The sequence below is a fragment of the Natrinema versiforme JCM 10478 genome, assembly GCF_000337195.1.
Lineage (GTDB): Archaea > Halobacteriota > Halobacteria > Halobacteriales > Natrialbaceae > Natrinema > Natrinema versiforme.
This window is the reverse complement of sequence record NZ_AOID01000060.1, coordinates 42,325-59,363: the sequence shown is the minus strand read 5'-3', so window position 1 is coordinate 59,363 and position 17,039 is coordinate 42,325. Positions and strand designations below refer to the sequence as shown.

11 protein-coding genes and 6 pseudogenes are annotated in these 17,039 nt (G+C 61.2%); 6 read left to right on the top strand and 11 right to left on the bottom strand.

Annotated elements, in window-relative coordinates; genetic code table 11:
* Positions 1-3: 3 nt before the first annotated feature.
* The 3 genes and pseudogenes from C489_RS18440 to C489_RS18430 form a co-directional block, all read right to left on the bottom strand.
* Positions 4-438 carry a PIN domain-containing protein gene (locus tag C489_RS18440; RefSeq protein WP_006432874.1) on the bottom strand — a complete coding sequence of 145 codons (435 nt, stop codon included), beginning with the start codon at positions 436-438 and terminating at the stop codon, positions 4-6.
* A complete protein-coding gene (locus C489_RS18435; RefSeq protein WP_006432873.1) occupies positions 439-690 on the bottom strand; it encodes an AbrB/MazE/SpoVT family DNA-binding domain-containing protein in 252 nt (83 codons plus the stop codon).
* A gap of 91 nt (positions 691-781) precedes the next feature.
* Positions 782-1,274: pseudogene (locus tag C489_RS18430) on the bottom strand (hypothetical protein); the annotation flags it as partial.
* Positions 1,275-1,799: 525 nt separating this feature from the next.
* Between C489_RS18430 and C489_RS18420 the strand changes: the two are divergent.
* A pseudogene (locus C489_RS18420) lies at positions 1,800-3,101 on the top strand (RNA-guided endonuclease InsQ/TnpB family protein).
* Positions 3,102-3,925: 824 nt separating this feature from the next.
* Here the strand turns inward: C489_RS18420 and C489_RS18415 are convergent.
* A pseudogene (locus tag C489_RS18415) lies at positions 3,926-5,224 on the bottom strand (RNA-guided endonuclease InsQ/TnpB family protein).
* 320 nt (positions 5,225-5,544) lie between these two features.
* Between C489_RS18415 and C489_RS18405 the strand changes: the two are divergent.
* Positions 5,545-5,817: a ribbon-helix-helix domain-containing protein gene (locus C489_RS18405; RefSeq protein ID WP_006432868.1), complete on the top strand. Its 273-nt coding sequence runs from the start codon at positions 5,545-5,547 to the stop codon at positions 5,815-5,817.
* Between the two features lie 10 nt (positions 5,818-5,827).
* Positions 5,828-6,127, top strand: coding sequence for a type II toxin-antitoxin system RelE family toxin (locus C489_RS18400; RefSeq protein WP_006432867.1), 300 nt, complete (start codon positions 5,828-5,830; stop codon positions 6,125-6,127).
* A 75-nt stretch (positions 6,128-6,202) separates the two neighbouring features.
* Here the strand turns inward: C489_RS18400 and C489_RS18395 are convergent.
* The 5 genes and pseudogenes from C489_RS18395 to C489_RS18375 all read right to left on the bottom strand — a co-directional run.
* A pseudogene (locus C489_RS18395) lies at positions 6,203-6,661 on the bottom strand (hypothetical protein); the annotation flags it as partial.
* A gap of 81 nt (positions 6,662-6,742) precedes the next feature.
* Positions 6,743-7,464 (bottom strand): annotated as a pseudogene (locus tag C489_RS23255) (RNA-guided endonuclease InsQ/TnpB family protein); the annotation flags it as partial.
* A 14-nt stretch (positions 7,465-7,478) separates the two neighbouring features.
* Positions 7,479-8,111: pseudogene (locus C489_RS23250) on the bottom strand (RNA-guided endonuclease TnpB family protein); the annotation flags it as partial.
* Between the two features lie 520 nt (positions 8,112-8,631).
* Positions 8,632-9,507, bottom strand: coding sequence for a hypothetical protein (locus C489_RS18380; protein WP_006432865.1), 876 nt, complete (start codon positions 9,505-9,507; stop codon positions 8,632-8,634).
* A complete protein-coding gene (locus C489_RS18375; protein WP_006432864.1) occupies positions 9,497-9,895 on the bottom strand; it encodes a hypothetical protein in 399 nt (132 codons plus the stop codon). The genes C489_RS18380 and C489_RS18375 overlap by 11 nt, the downstream gene beginning before the upstream one ends.
* A 248-nt stretch (positions 9,896-10,143) precedes the next feature.
* Here C489_RS18375 and C489_RS18370 point away from each other — a divergent pair, with 248 nt between their 5' ends.
* Positions 10,144-10,428, top strand: coding sequence for a helix-turn-helix domain-containing protein (locus C489_RS18370; RefSeq protein WP_006432863.1), 285 nt, complete (start codon positions 10,144-10,146; stop codon positions 10,426-10,428).
* 311 nt (positions 10,429-10,739) lie between these two features.
* Positions 10,740-10,916: a hypothetical protein gene (locus C489_RS22340; protein WP_169331194.1), complete on the top strand. Its 177-nt coding sequence runs from the start codon at positions 10,740-10,742 to the stop codon at positions 10,914-10,916.
* Positions 10,917-13,160: 2,244 nt separating this feature from the next.
* Here C489_RS22340 and C489_RS18360 read toward each other — a convergent pair.
* Positions 13,161-14,456 (bottom strand): glycosyltransferase family 2 protein, encoded by a 1,296-nt coding sequence (locus tag C489_RS18360; RefSeq protein ID WP_006432860.1) that lies wholly within the window; start codon positions 14,454-14,456, stop codon positions 13,161-13,163.
* An 828-nt stretch (positions 14,457-15,284) separates the two neighbouring features.
* Between C489_RS18360 and C489_RS18355 the strand changes: the two genes are divergently transcribed.
* Positions 15,285-15,530: a hypothetical protein gene (locus tag C489_RS18355; RefSeq protein WP_152423194.1), complete on the top strand. Its 246-nt coding sequence runs from the start codon at positions 15,285-15,287 to the stop codon at positions 15,528-15,530.
* Here C489_RS18355 and C489_RS18350 read toward each other — a convergent pair.
* Positions 15,520-16,464, bottom strand: coding sequence for a hypothetical protein (locus C489_RS18350; protein WP_006432858.1), 945 nt, complete (start codon positions 16,462-16,464; stop codon positions 15,520-15,522). The two genes, C489_RS18355 and C489_RS18350, sit on opposite strands and share 11 nt — an antisense overlap.
* Positions 16,465-17,039: the final 575 nt, after the last annotated feature.

Below are 17,039 nucleotides of genomic sequence, written 5' to 3'. Positions count from 1 at the left end.
GCGTCAGTTCGGATCGTAGGGCTTCGTTGCTGTATCGAGTCGATAAACATCCTCGACAGCGTCAAAATCGTCGTCAAACGCATACAGGTAGCCGAGCCCCTCGGTTTGCATATACGCGACAATGCAGGCATCGACGAAGGAGAGGGGTTCATGTTGGCGGAAGAGGGACTTCCCTGTTGCGAGGGCGTCAGTGGTGAGTGAGTCGATGTGGAAGCGGGTGTTTTCTTCAATGCGATCGAGGAGATCGACGGCTGCGTCGTGGCCGGCGTGGGTCGTGAGGCCGTTGAGTGTTTCCGCAAGAACGTAGTCGAGGACGACTGCCTCCGGGAGCGTTCCATTGTCGATGCCTTGGAGCACGGGAAGCGCGGCATCGTGGGATCCATCCCGTCGGTATGAGGCTGCAAAGAGGACTGTCGTATCGATGAGTGCACGTGGCATTTACTCGACATCGACGCCCCAGGCGTCGTGATCGCTCGTTACATCGGTCGGCTCCTCACCAGCGTAGCCGTCGAAGTCGGCGAACGTGCCCGTTTGCTGTTGGATGACTTGGACCCGTATGCTCCCGTCGTCTTCGAGATGCCAACGGAGCTGATCACCATCGTCGATATTGAGTTCACGCCGAATCCGGGCAGGGATGTTTGCCTGGTTTCCAGACACCTTGCTTTCGGCGTCAATTCTGTCGCTGCTCATACCTCCCAGTATGTGACCGGCCGTGAAAAGTCTAGTGTGCCGCCACACTACCCAGTAACAGAAGAGCGGTTCCGACGAAGCAGATGGTGATCTACCCTGAGGTAGTTGGGAGCCGGCCGTCTGGTCGGGGAACACGGCCCCGTTCGATCTCGTGATCGACGCGACGCAGGTGTTTGCAGCCGCCCTCGGGTGAGCGCTGCTGCCAGTCGGGACAGGAACACGACTCGTCGATGATGTCGACTTCGTACCTGTTGCCGGACGCGGACTGTACCTCGTAGCGGCCACCTTTCGAGAGGAGCGAGACGTCCATCGCTTCGGCGACGGCACGCTTCGTGCGGGGCTCGAGATCGTCCTGTGACTCTGCGTTCTCGTCGACGACCAGTCGGTCGCGAACGTCGCCCGTTCGGCCACCGTCCGGAGCGACGGCTTCCGCAGGGCCACTGAGCCGCTCGTGGAGCACTTCCTCCATCGGATGGCCTTCCCCACAGGTAGTGGACCTCGCGGCGCTCGCGATGGTCGTAGGAGCCGCACGCGGCTGCGCTCCCAGTCCAGACGCGCCAGGCCCCGAGCGCGGCCATCACGTCGTTACTCTCTCAACTGAACAACGGCAGTGCTTCAAGATCGGGAAGAGCACCACAGCACGGGTATAGTAATTGATCGAGATAGTATAGTTCATCGATACATTGAGATACGATGCTATTATACATATGTTAACACTTTCCATAGCAGTACTAGTTTGGTGTCTTCTCTACTGCAGAACTGCAGAAGAGAACACAAATTCGGGAGAGGCCGGAATCTACCTCTGACGAGGGGCTACCTATGTACAGTGACTTAGTCCCCACCATTGCGTTGCTCAGAATTGGTAGGTAAGTTGTTCATCGATCTTTCTCGGCGCCTGTTCAGTCTTAATGGCTCTATTGAAATCTTCAGATAATGATATATTCATAACCCCCGCGTTCAGCATAATTCGAGGTGGAGCCTCCGACCTCAAGGAACGAGTGAAGCGAGCGAGTAGGTCGGAGAGGAAACCGATAAAGGACGACATAACCGCACGACGGTAGCCACCCGACTTCCAAGCGTATAAGTACCATCCGACAGTAATCTGAAACATGGAGGTTCGTCGAACCGCGCCGGTCAAACTCATTGTTCCCGATGAGCGTCGCAACGACCTCCACGAATCCGCCCGTCAGTTCCTCCACTGTGCCAACCGCGCCGCCGAGTTTTGTTGGTCCAACGCCTCTTACACAGAGTGCATCACGGCCAATACGACCGCACGGGACGCGCTCTACGACGAACTCCGCGAGGAAACCGATCTCACCGCGAACCTCGTTCAAGAAGCCATTCGACGCGCCGTCCAAGCTGTCAAGGGATGCGTCGAACGGTGGGAGGACGGGAAACGAGTGAGCCAGCCGGAGTTCACGTCATGGAGTATCCTCTATGACAAGCGAAGCGCGACCTTTTACCGCGACCGCGTGTCCCTCTCAACCGTCAACGGGCGCGTCGAGTGTGCCTTTGAACTTCCCTCGGACAGCCCCACACCATACGAACGGTACGTGCTGTCCGAGGAGTTTGAGTTCCGGGCGAGCACACTGCAATACGACAAGGCGACCGACGAGTTCTACTTCCACATCACGACTCGGAAGCACGATTCGGACGATGACGAGTCCGAGGTTTCGGAAGATACTGAGTACCAAACAGTCCTTGGTATCGATCTCGGCGTCAACAGCCTTGCAGTCGCTTCGACCGGGCGCTTCTGGCAGGGAGACGACTACGACCATTGGTGCCGTGAGTTCGAGAAGCGACGCGGTGATCTGCAACAGCGTGGAACGCAAGCTGCGCACAACGCGCTTCTTCGCCTCGGCAAGCGCGAAGAAGCGTGTCGAAAGCAGTACCTCCACACCGTTGCTAACGAGATCGTTACGGAAGCCGTCGAGAACGGGTGCGACGTGATCGTATTCGAGGACTTAACGGACATCCGTGAGCGGCTTCCACAGGCGAAGTGGCACCACTTATGGGCGTTCCGTCGCCTGTTCGAGTATGTCGAGTACAAGGCCGCCAAACGCGGCGTCGCGGCGAAGCAGGTTGCGCCGAACCACACGTCCCAACGCTGTTCTCGGACAGACTGTGGGTTCACGCACGAAGCGAACCGTGACGGCGAACACTTCGAGTGCCAGAAGTGCGGCTACGAGGTGAACGCGGACTACAACGCAGCGAAGAATATCGGGCTCCGGTACGCCCGGAAGCGGAAACACAGACTCCGTTCCTCGCCCAAGTAGGGGAGCGGAGACGTCTTGGAAAGCGAAGCTTTCCAATGGTCAGGAAATCGGAGATTTCCTTCGACACCAGTAGACGTGCGTGTGAATGGTGGGATGTTGAACGGCGAGAGTCACCGGCCTATTGCCGGAGACTGATTGTCGGGAGTCCACATCAAAGCCCTCCCCTCAACGAGCGAACCCCCTCTGGGGTAAGCGAAGTAGGGTAGGGTAGTTTACTACAGAAGGTTGATTTACCGAAACTCCCGTGAAGGTGTTCATCGAGTCTGGTCCGCCCATGGGTCCCCATCACGACGAGCATCAATATGCCCTTCAGGAGTCAATGTCGGTCCGTCGCCACCAGGGATCCGTGTTACGACGTTTGACCGGCCAGTTTCTCGTTGCCGACCGTCTGCCACGGTGGCACTGAAAGGCCGCCCGCCACTCAACGCATCTCTTGAGTATAGGACAGTCTATGTGGCCTGAAATGCCTCTATTCGTCGATACTCTGTCCACACTCAGTACAGATATTATCTTGCCAAGGAACGGTGATGCGTATTTCTCTCTCGGTGTCGCAACTCGAGCAATAGGCTGTTTCAGTAGTCGTGTTCTCACTCATAAATTCCCCACCCCATAGCAACACTGGTGCTTGGGGTTGCTTTAAAACACGACGGCTATCAACTTAACATTTCTCATTGGTATCATCGTTGGATTAACATCGAATGTTTATTTGTAGTCTGTGATGAGGGAAGGAGATGTCATCGAAAGGTACACTGGAATGTTCTCTCGTTCCAGAGGACGTTAACTACCGACCTTACTACTCGCCTGACGGCTCGCGATTGAGGGTAGCATGAGACTGGCGGTCTCACAAGCCATGCGACGGCCGTAAAGTTTCCGTGAGCAGATGGGGGCTTCCCGTTTCTACGACGTTTTGACTTCCTCCCACGGCTGAAGCCGTGGGATTCCTCCGGTGGGGATGTTGGCTAGGCCGCACTCACGGAGGCAATTTTCCCGTCGCCGGTACTCCGGTTTGTGCGCTTCTCGTTGGGACGTGCCCTCTCGGGAGAGTGTGGTAGCTCCGACCAGTTGTGGTCGTCCCACTTGAGACGCACGGGCCGAGCCATCGACCCAACGGATTCGCCAGCCTGTCGTTCGAGGAACGTGCGAGATGCGCCCAGGTCGGCGTGGGCTTCGTGACCGCACGGACACCGGAACACGTCACCGTCCCGGTCGGTGTCGTCCTGCTCGCCACACGCCGGACAGGTCCGGGTTGTATCCACTTCTGACCGCACCTCGATGATGATACCGTATTCTTCGGCAGTGTGGGACAGGCGCTCGATGAACGTCCGGAACGCCCAAAACTGGTGGGTCTTGGCGTTCACCTCGGCGCACCAGTGCGTCGAGAGAACGTCCGTGAGGTCGCCCACGTACACCGTAGCGACCCCTTCGGCGTACAGCCGTTCTATCAGGTCCCGGACCAGTGCATCCTGCGCGTGGTCGCGCCGTCACGTCCGTTTCCGATACAGCCGCCGTATCCGCTGACTGCTGTATCGCCCCTCGCGCAATTTCGACTGTAACCGGGCGATCTCCTCGGTCGTCTCGCGGAAGCAGTCAAACAGGTCCCGGCCTTCGTAGAGGTACTGCTGGCCGGTCGTGGTGGTACAGGCGACGAGGTTGTTCGCGCCCACGTCCAGCGCGGCTTCGTGAGAAGCCAGTGGTGAATCCTGTCGAGAATCAGGTATGGTGACAGGCTGGAAAGCCCTGAACGTGTCGTCTGTCTCGTCGTACTGTATCTCCAACTGGCCCTGTTCGCCGTCCCATTTGGGAGCGCCACACACTTCGAGGCGGAGCCGGTCGTGATACCCAAGCCCGTATTCGTCTTTCAGGGCGTGATCGACTGGTATCTCGACTCGTGACCGCTTGCCGGTTTCCAGCGTGTACTGGTCGTTGCGGATGAACGTGCGGAGTTCTCTGCCGTCGTCCTCGTTACCCCAGTAGCCGGGTGGGGCGGTGTCCTCGCCGTTCTCGTGGGCGGCGAAAAACGACTGCCACGCCGATTTGTTCTTCCGAATCACCTGCTGTGCGGTGGCAGAGCCGAGAACATCGACGTATTGTTTCCGGTAGTCGTCGGTGTCCCACACGCTTTCGCCGTCGAAGAATTGCTGGCGGCGCTCGTAATTGAGCTCGTTCCACAGGCTCGCAGAGGCGTCCAACAGGTCACGCAGGAGCCGGTCGTCGTCGTCGGACAGCGGGCGTACCGCGAACGTGTTGGTTCGCCTCACGACGATAGATGTTTGTAGCTGTGTGTCTAAATGTCTTTTGGACACAAATGCGCCCGAACATCGACATATCACACACGCTGAATGGACGAGTGAAAGACTACGCCAAACGGCAGGATATGGCTCTTGACAAAGCCTACCGGGAGATTATCGAAGCCGGTCTGGAAGCGGTGGAACATCCAGACGAGTCGTAGCGCGTGGTTTGCGACGACGTGCTGTCGCTCGGACCCAGCCCTGAAGGCGTGGGCTTCCGCTCGCTACGTGTCAACGACCGGTGAAGACTGAGCGACAGTTCTTTGAGTACCACCCGCGTACCACGACGTATGAGCACGGGCGCGGACGACAACGGCGACGGGGAGATGGTTAAATTGAACGTGAAGGTCCCGAAGCGGCTTCTGGAGGAGATCGATGAACTGGCTGAGGAACTGGAGTACACCAACCGGTCGGAGTTCATCCGTGAGGTGCTGCGCGACACCACGGAACCGATCCTGACGCCCGGCGCACAAGAGGGCGTCTCCGAGGGCTACGCGGACGTTGCAGCGGGACGGACGATGTCAACGGACGAGGCCCGTGAACGTCTCGGTATCGACGACTGAGGGATGAACGGTGGCTCACGAGGTCGTTCTGACGGAGACGTTGGTCGAAACGCTGGAGCAGTTCGAAACAGACGACGCAGAGCGGATCATCAACAAGCTGGAAGACATTGGCGACTTCCCGGACCACTTTCTCGACCGGTTGAAGAACCACCCCGGCTACAAGCTTCGGGTCGGTGCCTTCCGCGTGCTGATCGATTGGGACAAAGACAACGAGGTGATCTACGCCATCGACGCCTTCGAGCGGAAGAAAGAGTACCGAGAACTCGGGAAATACCGCGAAGTCTGGGGATCCTGGCGCGACGACAAGTAGTATGGCGAGTGATGAGCCCGACAATAGCATTAAGCGGCGTCATCTGGACTGTTCCTCAACGTGGGCACGCCCTGTCAGTTGGTAGTCAGTGTACTCGAGTCCGTTCTTGCGTTTAGTCCGTTTCCGAACTGCCAGACGATGTTTCGAGAGATCGAGCATGGCGTCGATCGTTCGCGAGACAAGTTTCTTCGCATAGGTCTCACTCGTTCCAGGCTCTTGGCGGCGGATCCAATGTTTCAGGTCACTCGCCTTGACGGATGCTTTGATTTCCTTGCAGCCAGTCTCCCACGGGTTGTCGCCGATACTCTGATCCGTCCGTGCCTTCCAGAGCCGGGCAGCTAATCGAGTCGGTAACGCGTTGGTCGTCGACTGGAGCATATCGTCGTCCAGCCGTGCGAGCTGCTGGATCGGCAGGAGGTCACTGTGGGCAAGCGTCGTTTTGGTCGGAGTGGATCGCTCGTGTCCAGGAGGCTCACAACGGTTTATCGGAGAGTCCTGAGAGGGCCCACGGCTCAACGCCTCGAGATCATCTTTGACAGCGTCGTGGGTCTTGCTGTCGAGCACCCCTCACCGATACATCGGTGGGCTGTCGGTGTTCCTTGAGCGGGTCTTGAGCTACCCACGACTGAAGTCGTGGGATTCAGCGTGGACTCCCGTTCTGGCCGATTCCTCGGCAGGAGAATAGCCTCNGCGCCTCCGCCAGACCCAGTTTGGTTCCGACGGAGATACCGTAAGCCGATGTTCTTCGCGGCGTTGTAATCTGCGTGATTCTCGTACCCTCACTTCAGACACTCGAACTCCTCGCCGTTGCGGTTGTCAGGGTGCGTGAACCCGCAGTGCGAGCAACGCCGTGACGTGTTCTCGGGGTCAACCTGCTCAACTGTGATGCCGTGTTCCTCGGCTTTGTACTCGACATACTCGTACAGGCAGTCGAACGCCCACTTGTGGCCCCACGACGCACCAGATCGGTCACGGATGTCGGTCAAGTCCTCGAACGCGATGACCGTACACCCGTTCTCACGGGCTTCAGCGATGAGTTCGTTGCTGATACGGTGAAGCATTAGCTTGAAGCGACCTTCTTCCTTCCGTCCGACTGACTGGATGTTCTCGTGCGCCCAGCGCGTCCCGCACTGCTGGAGTGAACCACGGCGTTTCTCGTACTCGCGCCGCCAGTGGTCGAATTCGTCGCCCGTCCAGAACGTGCCCGTCGAGGTGACGGCGAGGGTGTTCACGCCGAGGTCAACCCCGAGAACTGTTCCGTTCTCAGGTGTTGCCTGTTTCGACGTGTCGGACTCCACTTCCTTCTTGCAGTGGATGTGAAGTACCCAGTCGCCGTCTNTTCGTCGCCCGTCCAGAACGTGCCCGTCGAGGTGACGGCGAGGGGGTTCACGCCGAGGTCAACCCCGAGAACTGTTCCGTTCTCAGGTGTTGCCTGTTTCGACGTGTCGGACTCCACTTCCTTCTTGCAGTGGATGTGAAGTACCCAGTCGCCGTCTTGGTAGTGTAGTTCGGCACCCGTGATTTCGTATTCGTCTGAAAACAGGTACTCCGAGTGCGGCGTGTCACTATCCTCGCCGGGCAGTACGTACTCGGCTTCGATGCGACCGTCTGTGGTGGCGAGAGAGACGTAGTTGTCGTGGAATGTGGCGGTTCGGTGGTCGTAGATGACGTGTGGGCTGGTGAACGTCGGCTTCGAAGCTTTCTTACCGTTTTTCCAGCGTGCGACGACGCTTTTGCAGGCTTCAGCGGCCTTGTTCCGAGCGGCTTGCACTAGTCCACCGTTGAACCCATCCGTTTTCTCGCGTACGTCGTCGTAGGTTTCGTCGTCGAGCGTGGTTTTGCTGGTGGTGACGTAGTCACCTTTGAAAGCGTGGTCTACGACGTACTGTGCCGACCAGAGGAACGTGTCTACGGTGTCTTCGAGGAGTACGGCGTCGTCGCTGTCCACGTCGAGTGCAACGCGGACGGTACGCCGCACCTCCATATCTTATATGGAGCACTGGTATTTCTTAAACGCTGGGGAGTCGGCCTGTCACCGTCGCGTGGTTTGGTCCAGCAATGACGGATTCATCCTACGGCTAAAGCCGTGGGTTTTCTCCTGGATTTCGTATAATAGTTTCTGAGACCCATGGTTGTCTCGTGACTAGGGGGGATAATCGTGCCAGCCTGCCTCGAGATCGACGGCCGGTGGACACTGCTGGCGTGTACTAGTGCGATTGCTTGGCGGTACTAGCAATGGCTGCTCGATAGTGAATCGGGTTCCCCGCCGGACCGGACATCACGAGCAGAGTCAGCGAGGTCGAACGTCGGTGGACAGCTGTCGTCTCCGGACAGCAACTCGAGGCCGTCTCGCTACGGACTGCCGAAGACTGCTCGAGATAGTGGACCCATGACTACCGAACCCAACGAACGACCGCTCACGGCAGGTGCAGTGTTGGTTACGTGAGAGACGTGCTCACTCTCGAGGCGAGTGTTCAGGGGCCGTCCACGGTCATCCGAGGACGTCAGCTGTCTCCGGGAGCAGTCAGGCCGCTCGAGTCCGTCTTTGCTATGTTACTCGAGGAACTCTCATTAGTGGGTCTCGAGGCACTCTTTTCACCGGGGATCTCAGCGTCGACCGGCAGGAGCAGCCGACGTTCGGTGTACTCGAGGCCGTTCTTGCGCTGGGTCCGTTTGCGGACCGCTAGCCGGTGTTTGGAGAGGTCAAGCACGGCATCGATCGTTCGGGAGACGAGTTTCTTCGCGTAGGTCTCGCTGATACCGTCCTCCTGTCTGCGGATCCAGTGTTTGAGATCGGAGGCGGTGACGTACTCGTCGACGGACTTGCAGCCGTCGGTCCAGGGATCGTCGCCGACGGCGGGATCGGTTCTGGCCTGCCAGAGTTTGGCGGCCAGTCGCGTCGGGAGCGAGTTGGCCGCCGACCGGCGCATGTCCGCATCCATGCGAGCCAGTTGCTGGATGGGGAGCAGGTCCCCGTGGGCGAGTGCGACGTCGTCACCCCGGTCGAGCGGATCGCTCGAGTCGGGGACGCGGTAGTAGGTTTCGCCGTCGTCCTTCGCGAGTTTCTCGAGGCGGTCGCCGGCGACGTCGACCTCATGGGGATCGACGGTGTCGGTCCGGAGGTGGGCGCCCTTCTCGAGTTCCCGCGCTTGGAGTTCGCGGACGCGGTCCTTGTTGGCGTCGGCCTTCCTGAGCGCCGCCTCGGCGGCGCGTTCGGCTTCCGTTGTCTGGGACTCGTACTCGGCTACCTGGGCCTCGAGGTTCTCGATACGCTCGTCCTTGCGGGCGCACTCGGACTCGAGTTCGGCGACTCGATCGGTAAGGGTCGCGATCTGCTCGCGAAGCGCCGCGATATCGTCGCGGGCCGACTCACTCGCCATCACGATCACCGCGATTGCAGTCGCCGGTGGGTTGGTTGTCCGCGCGCTTCGATCCGGCAGCGTCGATCGCCCCCGGTGCCGGGCCGGAATACGTCGTCGTAAGTGAGTCACAACCCACGAGGGTAGCGGGGTTCTCGGCGAGCGGCCGGTCACACAGCTCGAGGCCGACGCGTCTCGCCTCCGCGTCGATCTCCCGCAGCCGACGGGTCGCGTCGCGGCGCGTCCCGTCGTCGAGCGTCTCTCCGGTTCGGCGGACCTCCTCGAGGAGGGTTTCGGTGAGGTCGGTGATCGCTTCGAGGCGGTCGCGAACCGCGTCCGTGTCCAGGTCGGTCTCCGTCGATGCGTGTCTGTCGGGGCTTTCAAGACCCCGCGAATCGTCGTTCGTCATGGCTTCCGTAGGGTAGTTACGGGAGCTTCTCGCGGACTCGGTGCTTCCACCACCGATCCGCTGTTTTCGACTCTCGAGAGAGTCAAATCCGCGTATAGCTTCCGTAGAAATATACTGGCACTCGAGCCACTTAATTATCTAGTGTATATGGTCCAGATCTAAATCATATATCTCAGGAGGCTTCTGATCCGATGCAGTTAATCACCGATCAGATGATTTTCGGGGGTATGCGGGCCCGTGTATCATGGATGAACGAGGCCGACGATGCCATTTTAGAATACCTTCAGGAACTCGAGACCGACACGGGCCATCGGATCGCGCTACCGCCGACTGCCATCTGGTATAATCTCGTTGTGGAACTCGGTGTGTTAGACCGAAGTCAGAATACCATCTCTCGGCGCATGAACGTACTCGCCGATGCAGGATTGCTCGAGAAGATCGATGAGAAACGTGGCTACTACAGGGTCACTGATCGGGGGATTGCGTATCTCGAGGGCGAACTCGATGCGAACGAACTCGAGCAGGACGACTGACAGCCACTCTGGTTTGCTACTGATCCTTGAGAATACCAGAAGGCCCGACGCGCTCGAGGCCGATACCCGGATACAGGAGTGCCTCGGCTCCAACAAGGGACGCGACGAGAGAGCGGGCGCGGCCGGACACGGCCTACCACCGCCGAGACGCCGCCACGCGCAGCCGGCTCGCTGTGGCCGGTCGCCGGCGACCCACGGGGCCGCCGCGACCGCATGACCACGATCTTGTCTCCCCGCGCCAGCGGGGAGCGCCTGGGTCACGGTCAGCAGTTAGGTAGCGGGTATACGAGTCTCCCACACGGAGGTGAAATATGGACCGGCGCAAGCGGCTTGGATTACGGCTCCACCGCGCGCTACTCTACTGGGGGCTCCTGCGCCATCCACGCGGACGGGCAGCGGCCCGCAAGCAGTATACGCCGACCGGGAAGCGCCGCGACCAGGGCCCGCCGGCCAACGCCGATGCTGTTAGCACCCGCTCGAACACCTAGGCGGCCGACCGCAAGCGACGGCGCTGTCCCGCCGCTCCTCGCCAGCCAGGGTGGCCGATCAGGTGGGCTGCGTGGACTGGCCCAGCGAGCGATCACACTGAATCCGGTAGTACGTGTGCCGGGCCGCCGCGCGTGGCCGGCGACGCTGTCAGTTCTCTCTTATCATGCTCCTGATCATGCCGAAGTGCACTGGCGGCGCATTAGAAGGGCGGCTTTTCCATGGGCGACACCAACTGCTCACACCGCCGCACCGTGGGACATCGTGAGGGACGCGATAGCCGGACAGTGATGCTGTTGCTCCGGGTGCCAGCCCGCCGTGAGATGATGTGGTGCTCACCACTCGTAGTACGCGATCTCTGTGGATCCACAGGTCGGACACACCGGCCCCGCGGACTCGAGGATCACACCACAGTCACGGCATTCGTGCAGGCTGACGCTGTCGCTACGGCCAGCAACACGCTCGGTGACTGCGTCGAGGACACCCATCCCACGCCAGAGCTGCGCCGGCAACGCATATCAATCAGGGGGTCACTTCCGGCGCCCAGCGCGCCGTCAGCACAGTAGGCCGTCGCCCTCCGGCAGTAGCGCCCAGTCAGTCCTCCGAGAGGATGGGTGACCAGCTGTCGTGTGGGAGAGACTCCGCCTAGATCCCCGTACTAGGAGCGGGTTAGGACACAGCTGCCAGTGACTCGGTGGTGGTCACCGCCGCTTGTGCCCGCCGGTGCAGGGCCGGTCCCGCCGAGCATTGGGAGCCAGCGACGTGGCTCGATGTGCCGCCGCGAACACGGCGGGGGACCGCTGTCTCGAGCGCTGGTGGGTGCTGTCGCTGGTAGCCTCGGGCCCGTGCGTGTTCGAACGTGAACCCGCTGCAGGCGGCATTGCGTGCGCCCGCGACTGATGGACCAGATCTCTGCCGATTCGGGCCGGCACAGATGGGGTCGAGCTACTACACTTTCTGTCCTGGCGCCAGTCCTCGAGTTCGTCGCTCGAGCGGACCGAGCGAACTGCGTCAGGGGCGCCGTGCCTCCGGGAGCGGTATCGCCACTGAGCGGCGCTGGACCGGCCTAACCTGCTCGCTAGGCGCAAGTGCCGACCGCTGTGCTCCGCCAACCAGACACGTAACTATGGCAAACCCTTATATGGACAGAGGGTAGCAGTTGCAAGCCTGGGGAAGATCATGTGCATTGAACACGATTCACACGGGAGGCGACACGTACCGCGATACCAGGACGGATGCTACCAGGGACGGCTCACCGATTGCTGTCTTTACTGTCTGGGCCATGCGCTCGTCGTCGCGGCACTCATGTCGCTCCGAGCCCGGCTGCAAGCGGACCAGACGACCACGACGTACTTGCGCTGTACGGAGCGGCGGGGAGGCTCTGACAACGCCACCGCTGCCGACAATGCGCTCGCCGCTCATGACAGGGCGATCGACGCAGTGGAGTGGCGCCCGGACACGGAGCCTCCCAGGAGCCGTAGTCGGACCGCCGACGACGAGTCCGTTCATAGTGACCTGTCGCCAGCGGCCCAGAAGGGACTCCGTAAGACCCCGGAGCGCGACGGTGAGGACTAAGACTGCCACTCCTGTACTGCTGATGTGAGTTCGGTCCTGGCCCACACGCTCCTGTACGGGCGGGCAGCTACATCACCGCCGTGTGCAGTGAGATGCCGCTGTGACTCGGTATTCGACCGGCACGCGCTTGGCGAGCTACCGCAGTTCGTCGACCGCCCGAGCCGAGTCGCTACCCAGAGGCCACCAGCTGTAACTGTACGTTGGTGAGGGCCGGCGTGTGCCACGGCCTCACCGCTGGCACCTCGAGGATGTGCTCCGCGTATTGGCCGACCTCGACGGACGTATCGGTCGCGACGACCACAGGCGCGTCCCGTTTCGACTCCTTGCACATGCTATCTCATACGCTCCCATACCACGCATGCCCGTACTCATTAGTGGGTATAGACAGAGACCTAATGGGGAACCAGGAGATTCTAGTAGCCGGACCAGACATGCTAGCGCTCTTATACGCAGTGGTACACCGTCGCCGAACAGGCGATGACGCGGCCAGTTCGATTGCGCGACCCGCCTGTTTGTTGTGGCTGGTGACCTCCAGGCAGCGTGCGTCCGGCAGTCGGCACACACCGCCGGTGGTCACAGCCAGGCCGACTCCCGCGACTCGGGCACCCAGAGTCGGGTAGCCGACAGCGGCGTCCGCCGGCGCCCTGATGGCGTGGCGGACGGCCACCCACTTAATCGCCCGCCGCTGGGTCGTGGCCGTCCGTCCCCGCGGCCGATCGGGCATTGGCCCGCGTGCGGGCGAGCCGGGACTCTCGCAGCATCGCGGCCAGAAACGAGGTGAACACCGTCTGAACGCCGAACGCGATGGCGACGAGCGCGGCGATATCGCTGGTGACGACCGGCAGTGTCGCGTAGCCGGCCGTCAGCCACCTGTAGAGCAAGGCCAGCGCATAGAGGCTTCCGCCCGCGAACACCACGCAGCCGCCGACACCCCCACGCCGGATCGTGAGGGCCCGATTCAGCCATCGCGTGAGCGGATCCGACGGCCGTTGGATCGGATCCGTCGCCACGGTCGAGAAGACGGCGAAGCTCATGATCTGATAGCCGACGAGGACGAGCACGCCGCCGGCGATCATCGACCGCACGCCGAGGGTGACGCCACCGACGGGCGTACCAGCCGCCACGAGGCCCATGAGGACAAGCCCGAGTACGCCCAGACCGAGGCCAGGAACCGAGAACAGATAGCCCGGGGCGTTGGTGAGCATGAACCGGACGTGGCGCCAGCCGTCCCGGAAACTCTCGAGGGTGGCCTCTCCTTCCCGTTCGTGGTACGTGATCGGGACCTCCTCGATCGTTAGCCCGCGGGCGCCGGCTTCCATGATCATCTCGCTGGCGAACTCCATCCCGTCGGTCGTCAACTCGAGTGTCTCCAACGCGGCGCGCGTCACCACCCGAAAGCCGCTGTGGGCGTCGCTCACCTCGGTGCCGTAGAACGTATTGAGAAACCGTGTGAGCAATGGATTACCGACATACCGGTGGAGCCAGGGCATCGCGCCCGGCTCGATCTCCCCCGCGAGGCGACTCCCCAGGACCAGATCGGCGTCGGTCGCGACGAGGTGTTCGACGAGGCGAGGAATGGCGGCGAAGTCATAGGTCGTATCCGCATCCCCTATCACGATGAACTCACCGCGGGCGGCCTCGAACGCACGCTGGTACGCGGCGCCGTAGCCCGGGCGGTCCGGCATGACGACGGTCGCGCCGTGGGCGCGGGCGATCTCCGGCGTCCGATCGGTCGAACTGTCGCTGACGATGATCTCCGTCGGCACGCCGAGGGTGGCGATCGCCCGTTCGATCCGGTCGAGACACTCGCCGATCCCCGCTGCCTCGTTTTTCGTCGGCAGGACGATCGACAGCGTGGGCGAGACATCATCGGCCGGTGTGACGACGAGTTCCTCGACTGGCCGGTCAGGCGTCGCTGGGAGTGCATCAGCCGGCCCCGCTCTGTCGTGGGGATCGAACGCCGTCATGGCCGCTCACGGGGCGTGGCCCCGGACTGCACGTGGTGTGCACCCGGTCGCCCTGTGGGACTCATGGGCACTCACCTCGCCTACTGCCCAAGCGGTGGGCTGCCGGCGTCGGTGGGCGCTCGCAGTACCTCCCGTCCGTGATCGCTGGATTGGCTTGCATCGACTCCCCCGACACGCCCAGACAGGGATCTCCCTCATAAATCGCCTCGACTGTCAACGCTCCAATCACCACGTTATTCGGTATGGGCTTTTTATAGTCGTCCACACCGCTGGGCGACGTGCCGGCAAATCCCCAATTATACTGATAAACTAGCGTGGCGATGGCAGGCAGCAGCTACGAGTGGGGAGGCATGGGACCTGATCGAGTGCAACCGCTCTTGTGACGGCACGAACCCCGCCGAGCAGGACGGCGGGCCGGCTTCGACCGCCGACCGTGTCGTTGTTACGAGGTCACAAGCCGGGGTTTCCCGTCCGAAACACGCGGCGATCGGCTCAGGAACGGCGAAGGGGCCCGGTTCCGGCTCGAGGACGGGCCAGGAGCCTGTCCAGCGGAGAACGCATAGTCGTACCGTGGGCCGACAGCGCTCGACCGCCGTCACGTGCCATCGAGTACCGACGGCTAAAAGCGAGGGACGCTGCCCTCGTTTTGGAGAACCGTTCTTTCGCCACCTCAGTGGCGCCGCTGGCCGACACGTACGGGAAGCCGGCGCTCGCCCCGCCCGACAGACACCCGAGGGCGTACTGTGGCGCCGCGCCCCGACCCGATCGACGGACGCTATTCAAGTAGCCCTGAAACGGGCTGCCAGCGCGCCAATCCGGGCATTGACGATGGCATCGCCACCGGCGGCCATGGCCAGGGCCTGCGCAGGCCGGACCCGTGTCCGGCAGCGGCTCCCGGGAGTCTTCGACCTCGATGACCGGCTCCGTCGCGGGGTACGTGAGGTCGTCATCAACGGCGACGACCGGCGCACCCAACTCGCGTCCGCCCGCCGCGACCAGCCCGACGAGTGGCGGCTCACGGTCCCGGAACTCGTATCACTGATCGTACTAGTAATTTCCCTTATTAATTACTAGCTAGTTCATCGATGGCGACGAAAGTGTGCGGCTCTTGGCTGGCGAACTCGCCGTGGATGTACACCGTATTCGTTTCGAGGGCAGAGACCTGGTCCGCGTCGAACTCAACGGTGACGCCCTGCTCGGACGATACCCCCATCGTTTGGGCTGGCACCGACGTCTCGGCTGCCGTCGAGCCCGGGTATGATGGTGCGAAGGGAAGATACTCTGCCATCCGAACTGACTCCGCGGCGATATCGGCCACGGTCGGGCCGACGTCAGCGGGGGCGTTCGCAGCCGAAAGTGTCGCAGTGACGTGATCGGCGCCCACGATGTCCGCCTCCAGAACGAGCATCGCCGGGATGACATAGTCCTGGTCTGCGACCTGCAGATTGTGGAAGTACGCGTCACTCACGACCCCGTCAACGCTCCCGTTGCCGACCGCGACCGCCAGTACCTCTGCCTCGGCGCCAAACTCCGCTCGAACGTCGGCAAAGGTGGCTTGCGTTCGGAGATCCAGGATGTACTGGCCGATCGTCTCGAGAGCTGCTGCGATCCGGTCGGTGGATTCATCGGCATCGCTATCGTCGATCGCAACAGATCGCCAGCCATCTCGGGTGAATTCGTTCGAGACGTCCCGTGTGCGCCACTCGCCGGTTGTGTCCGTGTCGACCTTGCGTCTGAGAACGTGAAGCGTACCGTCGGCCGTTCGCAGAATCAGAAACACGTCGTCCGGGACCTTGTAGGTGGCTTGCTCCCCTTTGTAGTCCTCGTACGTGATCGATCCGGGATCGCTCACTTGGCTGAGCGTGAGCGATCGGGGGCGAAGATCAAGGGCGCCACAGGGATAGTCCGGCGATTCCGCCCCCTGTGACGAGATGTGGACGACGTTTTCTCGGCCATCGGTGGCCGGGTCGGCAGCGAGATACATCTGGTTGATAAACTGGTGGTCCATATGGTGCTGGACGCGTGTGACGAGTCCGAGAACACCTTGAGGACGTTAGGGCCTGGCTCGCTGCCAACGGAAAGTCCGCCGGGCGCGCTACTGCGTCACGGCCGCGAGGACAGGGCTGGACGAGGGGATCACCAAGGTACACAAACACCTCGAGGTCGACGGAGCTGCCTGCCGACAATCGTGGAACGCGTTCGAAGCGAGGCCTGGCCGTCGACCATGTAGTGCCGAAGCAGTTGTGCAGTCAGTGGTCCCTGCTTCACCCTGCACGCCGCTTACGTATCTGCACCTCCACGCATCGAGATTCTCCATGACGACGCTGCCTCGATACTTGTCCGCGATCGCGACAAGAATGACTTGGAGCCGATCCCTCCATATAAAACCACGGAATCGTTCATTGCTGGCTTCGAATATCACGTCTCTACACCCCCTGAAAGGCCGGTGGACACCAGTATCCACCGTGGACACCGGTATATATGGGATACAATCCCAGACAGGGTCTGAGAACCCAGTCGACGAACCTTCGCTCACCCCTGCAGGGTTTGCTTTGATATGAACTCCCGGCAATCAGCGCCGGC

Bases quoted from the DNA above. Each gene is read 5' to 3' on its own strand.
- C489_RS18440 (WP_006432874.1), bottom strand. From the start codon at position 438: ATGCCACGTGCACTCATCGATACGACAGTCCTCTTTGCAGCCTCATAC.
- C489_RS18435 (WP_006432873.1), bottom strand. From the start codon at position 690: ATGAGCAGCGACAGAATTGACGCCGAAAGCAAGGTGTCTGGAAACCAG.
- C489_RS18405 (WP_006432868.1), top strand. From the start codon at position 5,545: ATGAGCACGGGCGCGGACGACAACGGCGACGGGGAGATGGTTAAATTG.
- C489_RS18380 (WP_006432865.1), bottom strand. From the start codon at position 9,507: ATGGCGAGTGAGTCGGCCCGCGACGATATCGCGGCGCTTCGCGAGCAG.
- C489_RS18375 (WP_006432864.1), bottom strand. From the start codon at position 9,895: ATGACGAACGACGATTCGCGGGGTCTTGAAAGCCCCGACAGACACGCA.
- C489_RS18370 (WP_006432863.1), top strand. From the start codon at position 10,144: ATGAACGAGGCCGACGATGCCATTTTAGAATACCTTCAGGAACTCGAG.
- C489_RS22340 (WP_169331194.1), top strand. From the start codon at position 10,740: ATGGACCGGCGCAAGCGGCTTGGATTACGGCTCCACCGCGCGCTACTC.
- C489_RS18360 (WP_006432860.1), bottom strand. From the start codon at position 14,456: ATGACGGCGTTCGATCCCCACGACAGAGCGGGGCCGGCTGATGCACTC.
- C489_RS18355 (WP_152423194.1), top strand. From the start codon at position 15,285: ATGGCATCGCCACCGGCGGCCATGGCCAGGGCCTGCGCAGGCCGGACC.
- C489_RS18350 (WP_006432858.1), bottom strand. From the start codon at position 16,464: ATGGACCACCAGTTTATCAACCAGATGTATCTCGCTGCCGACCCGGCC.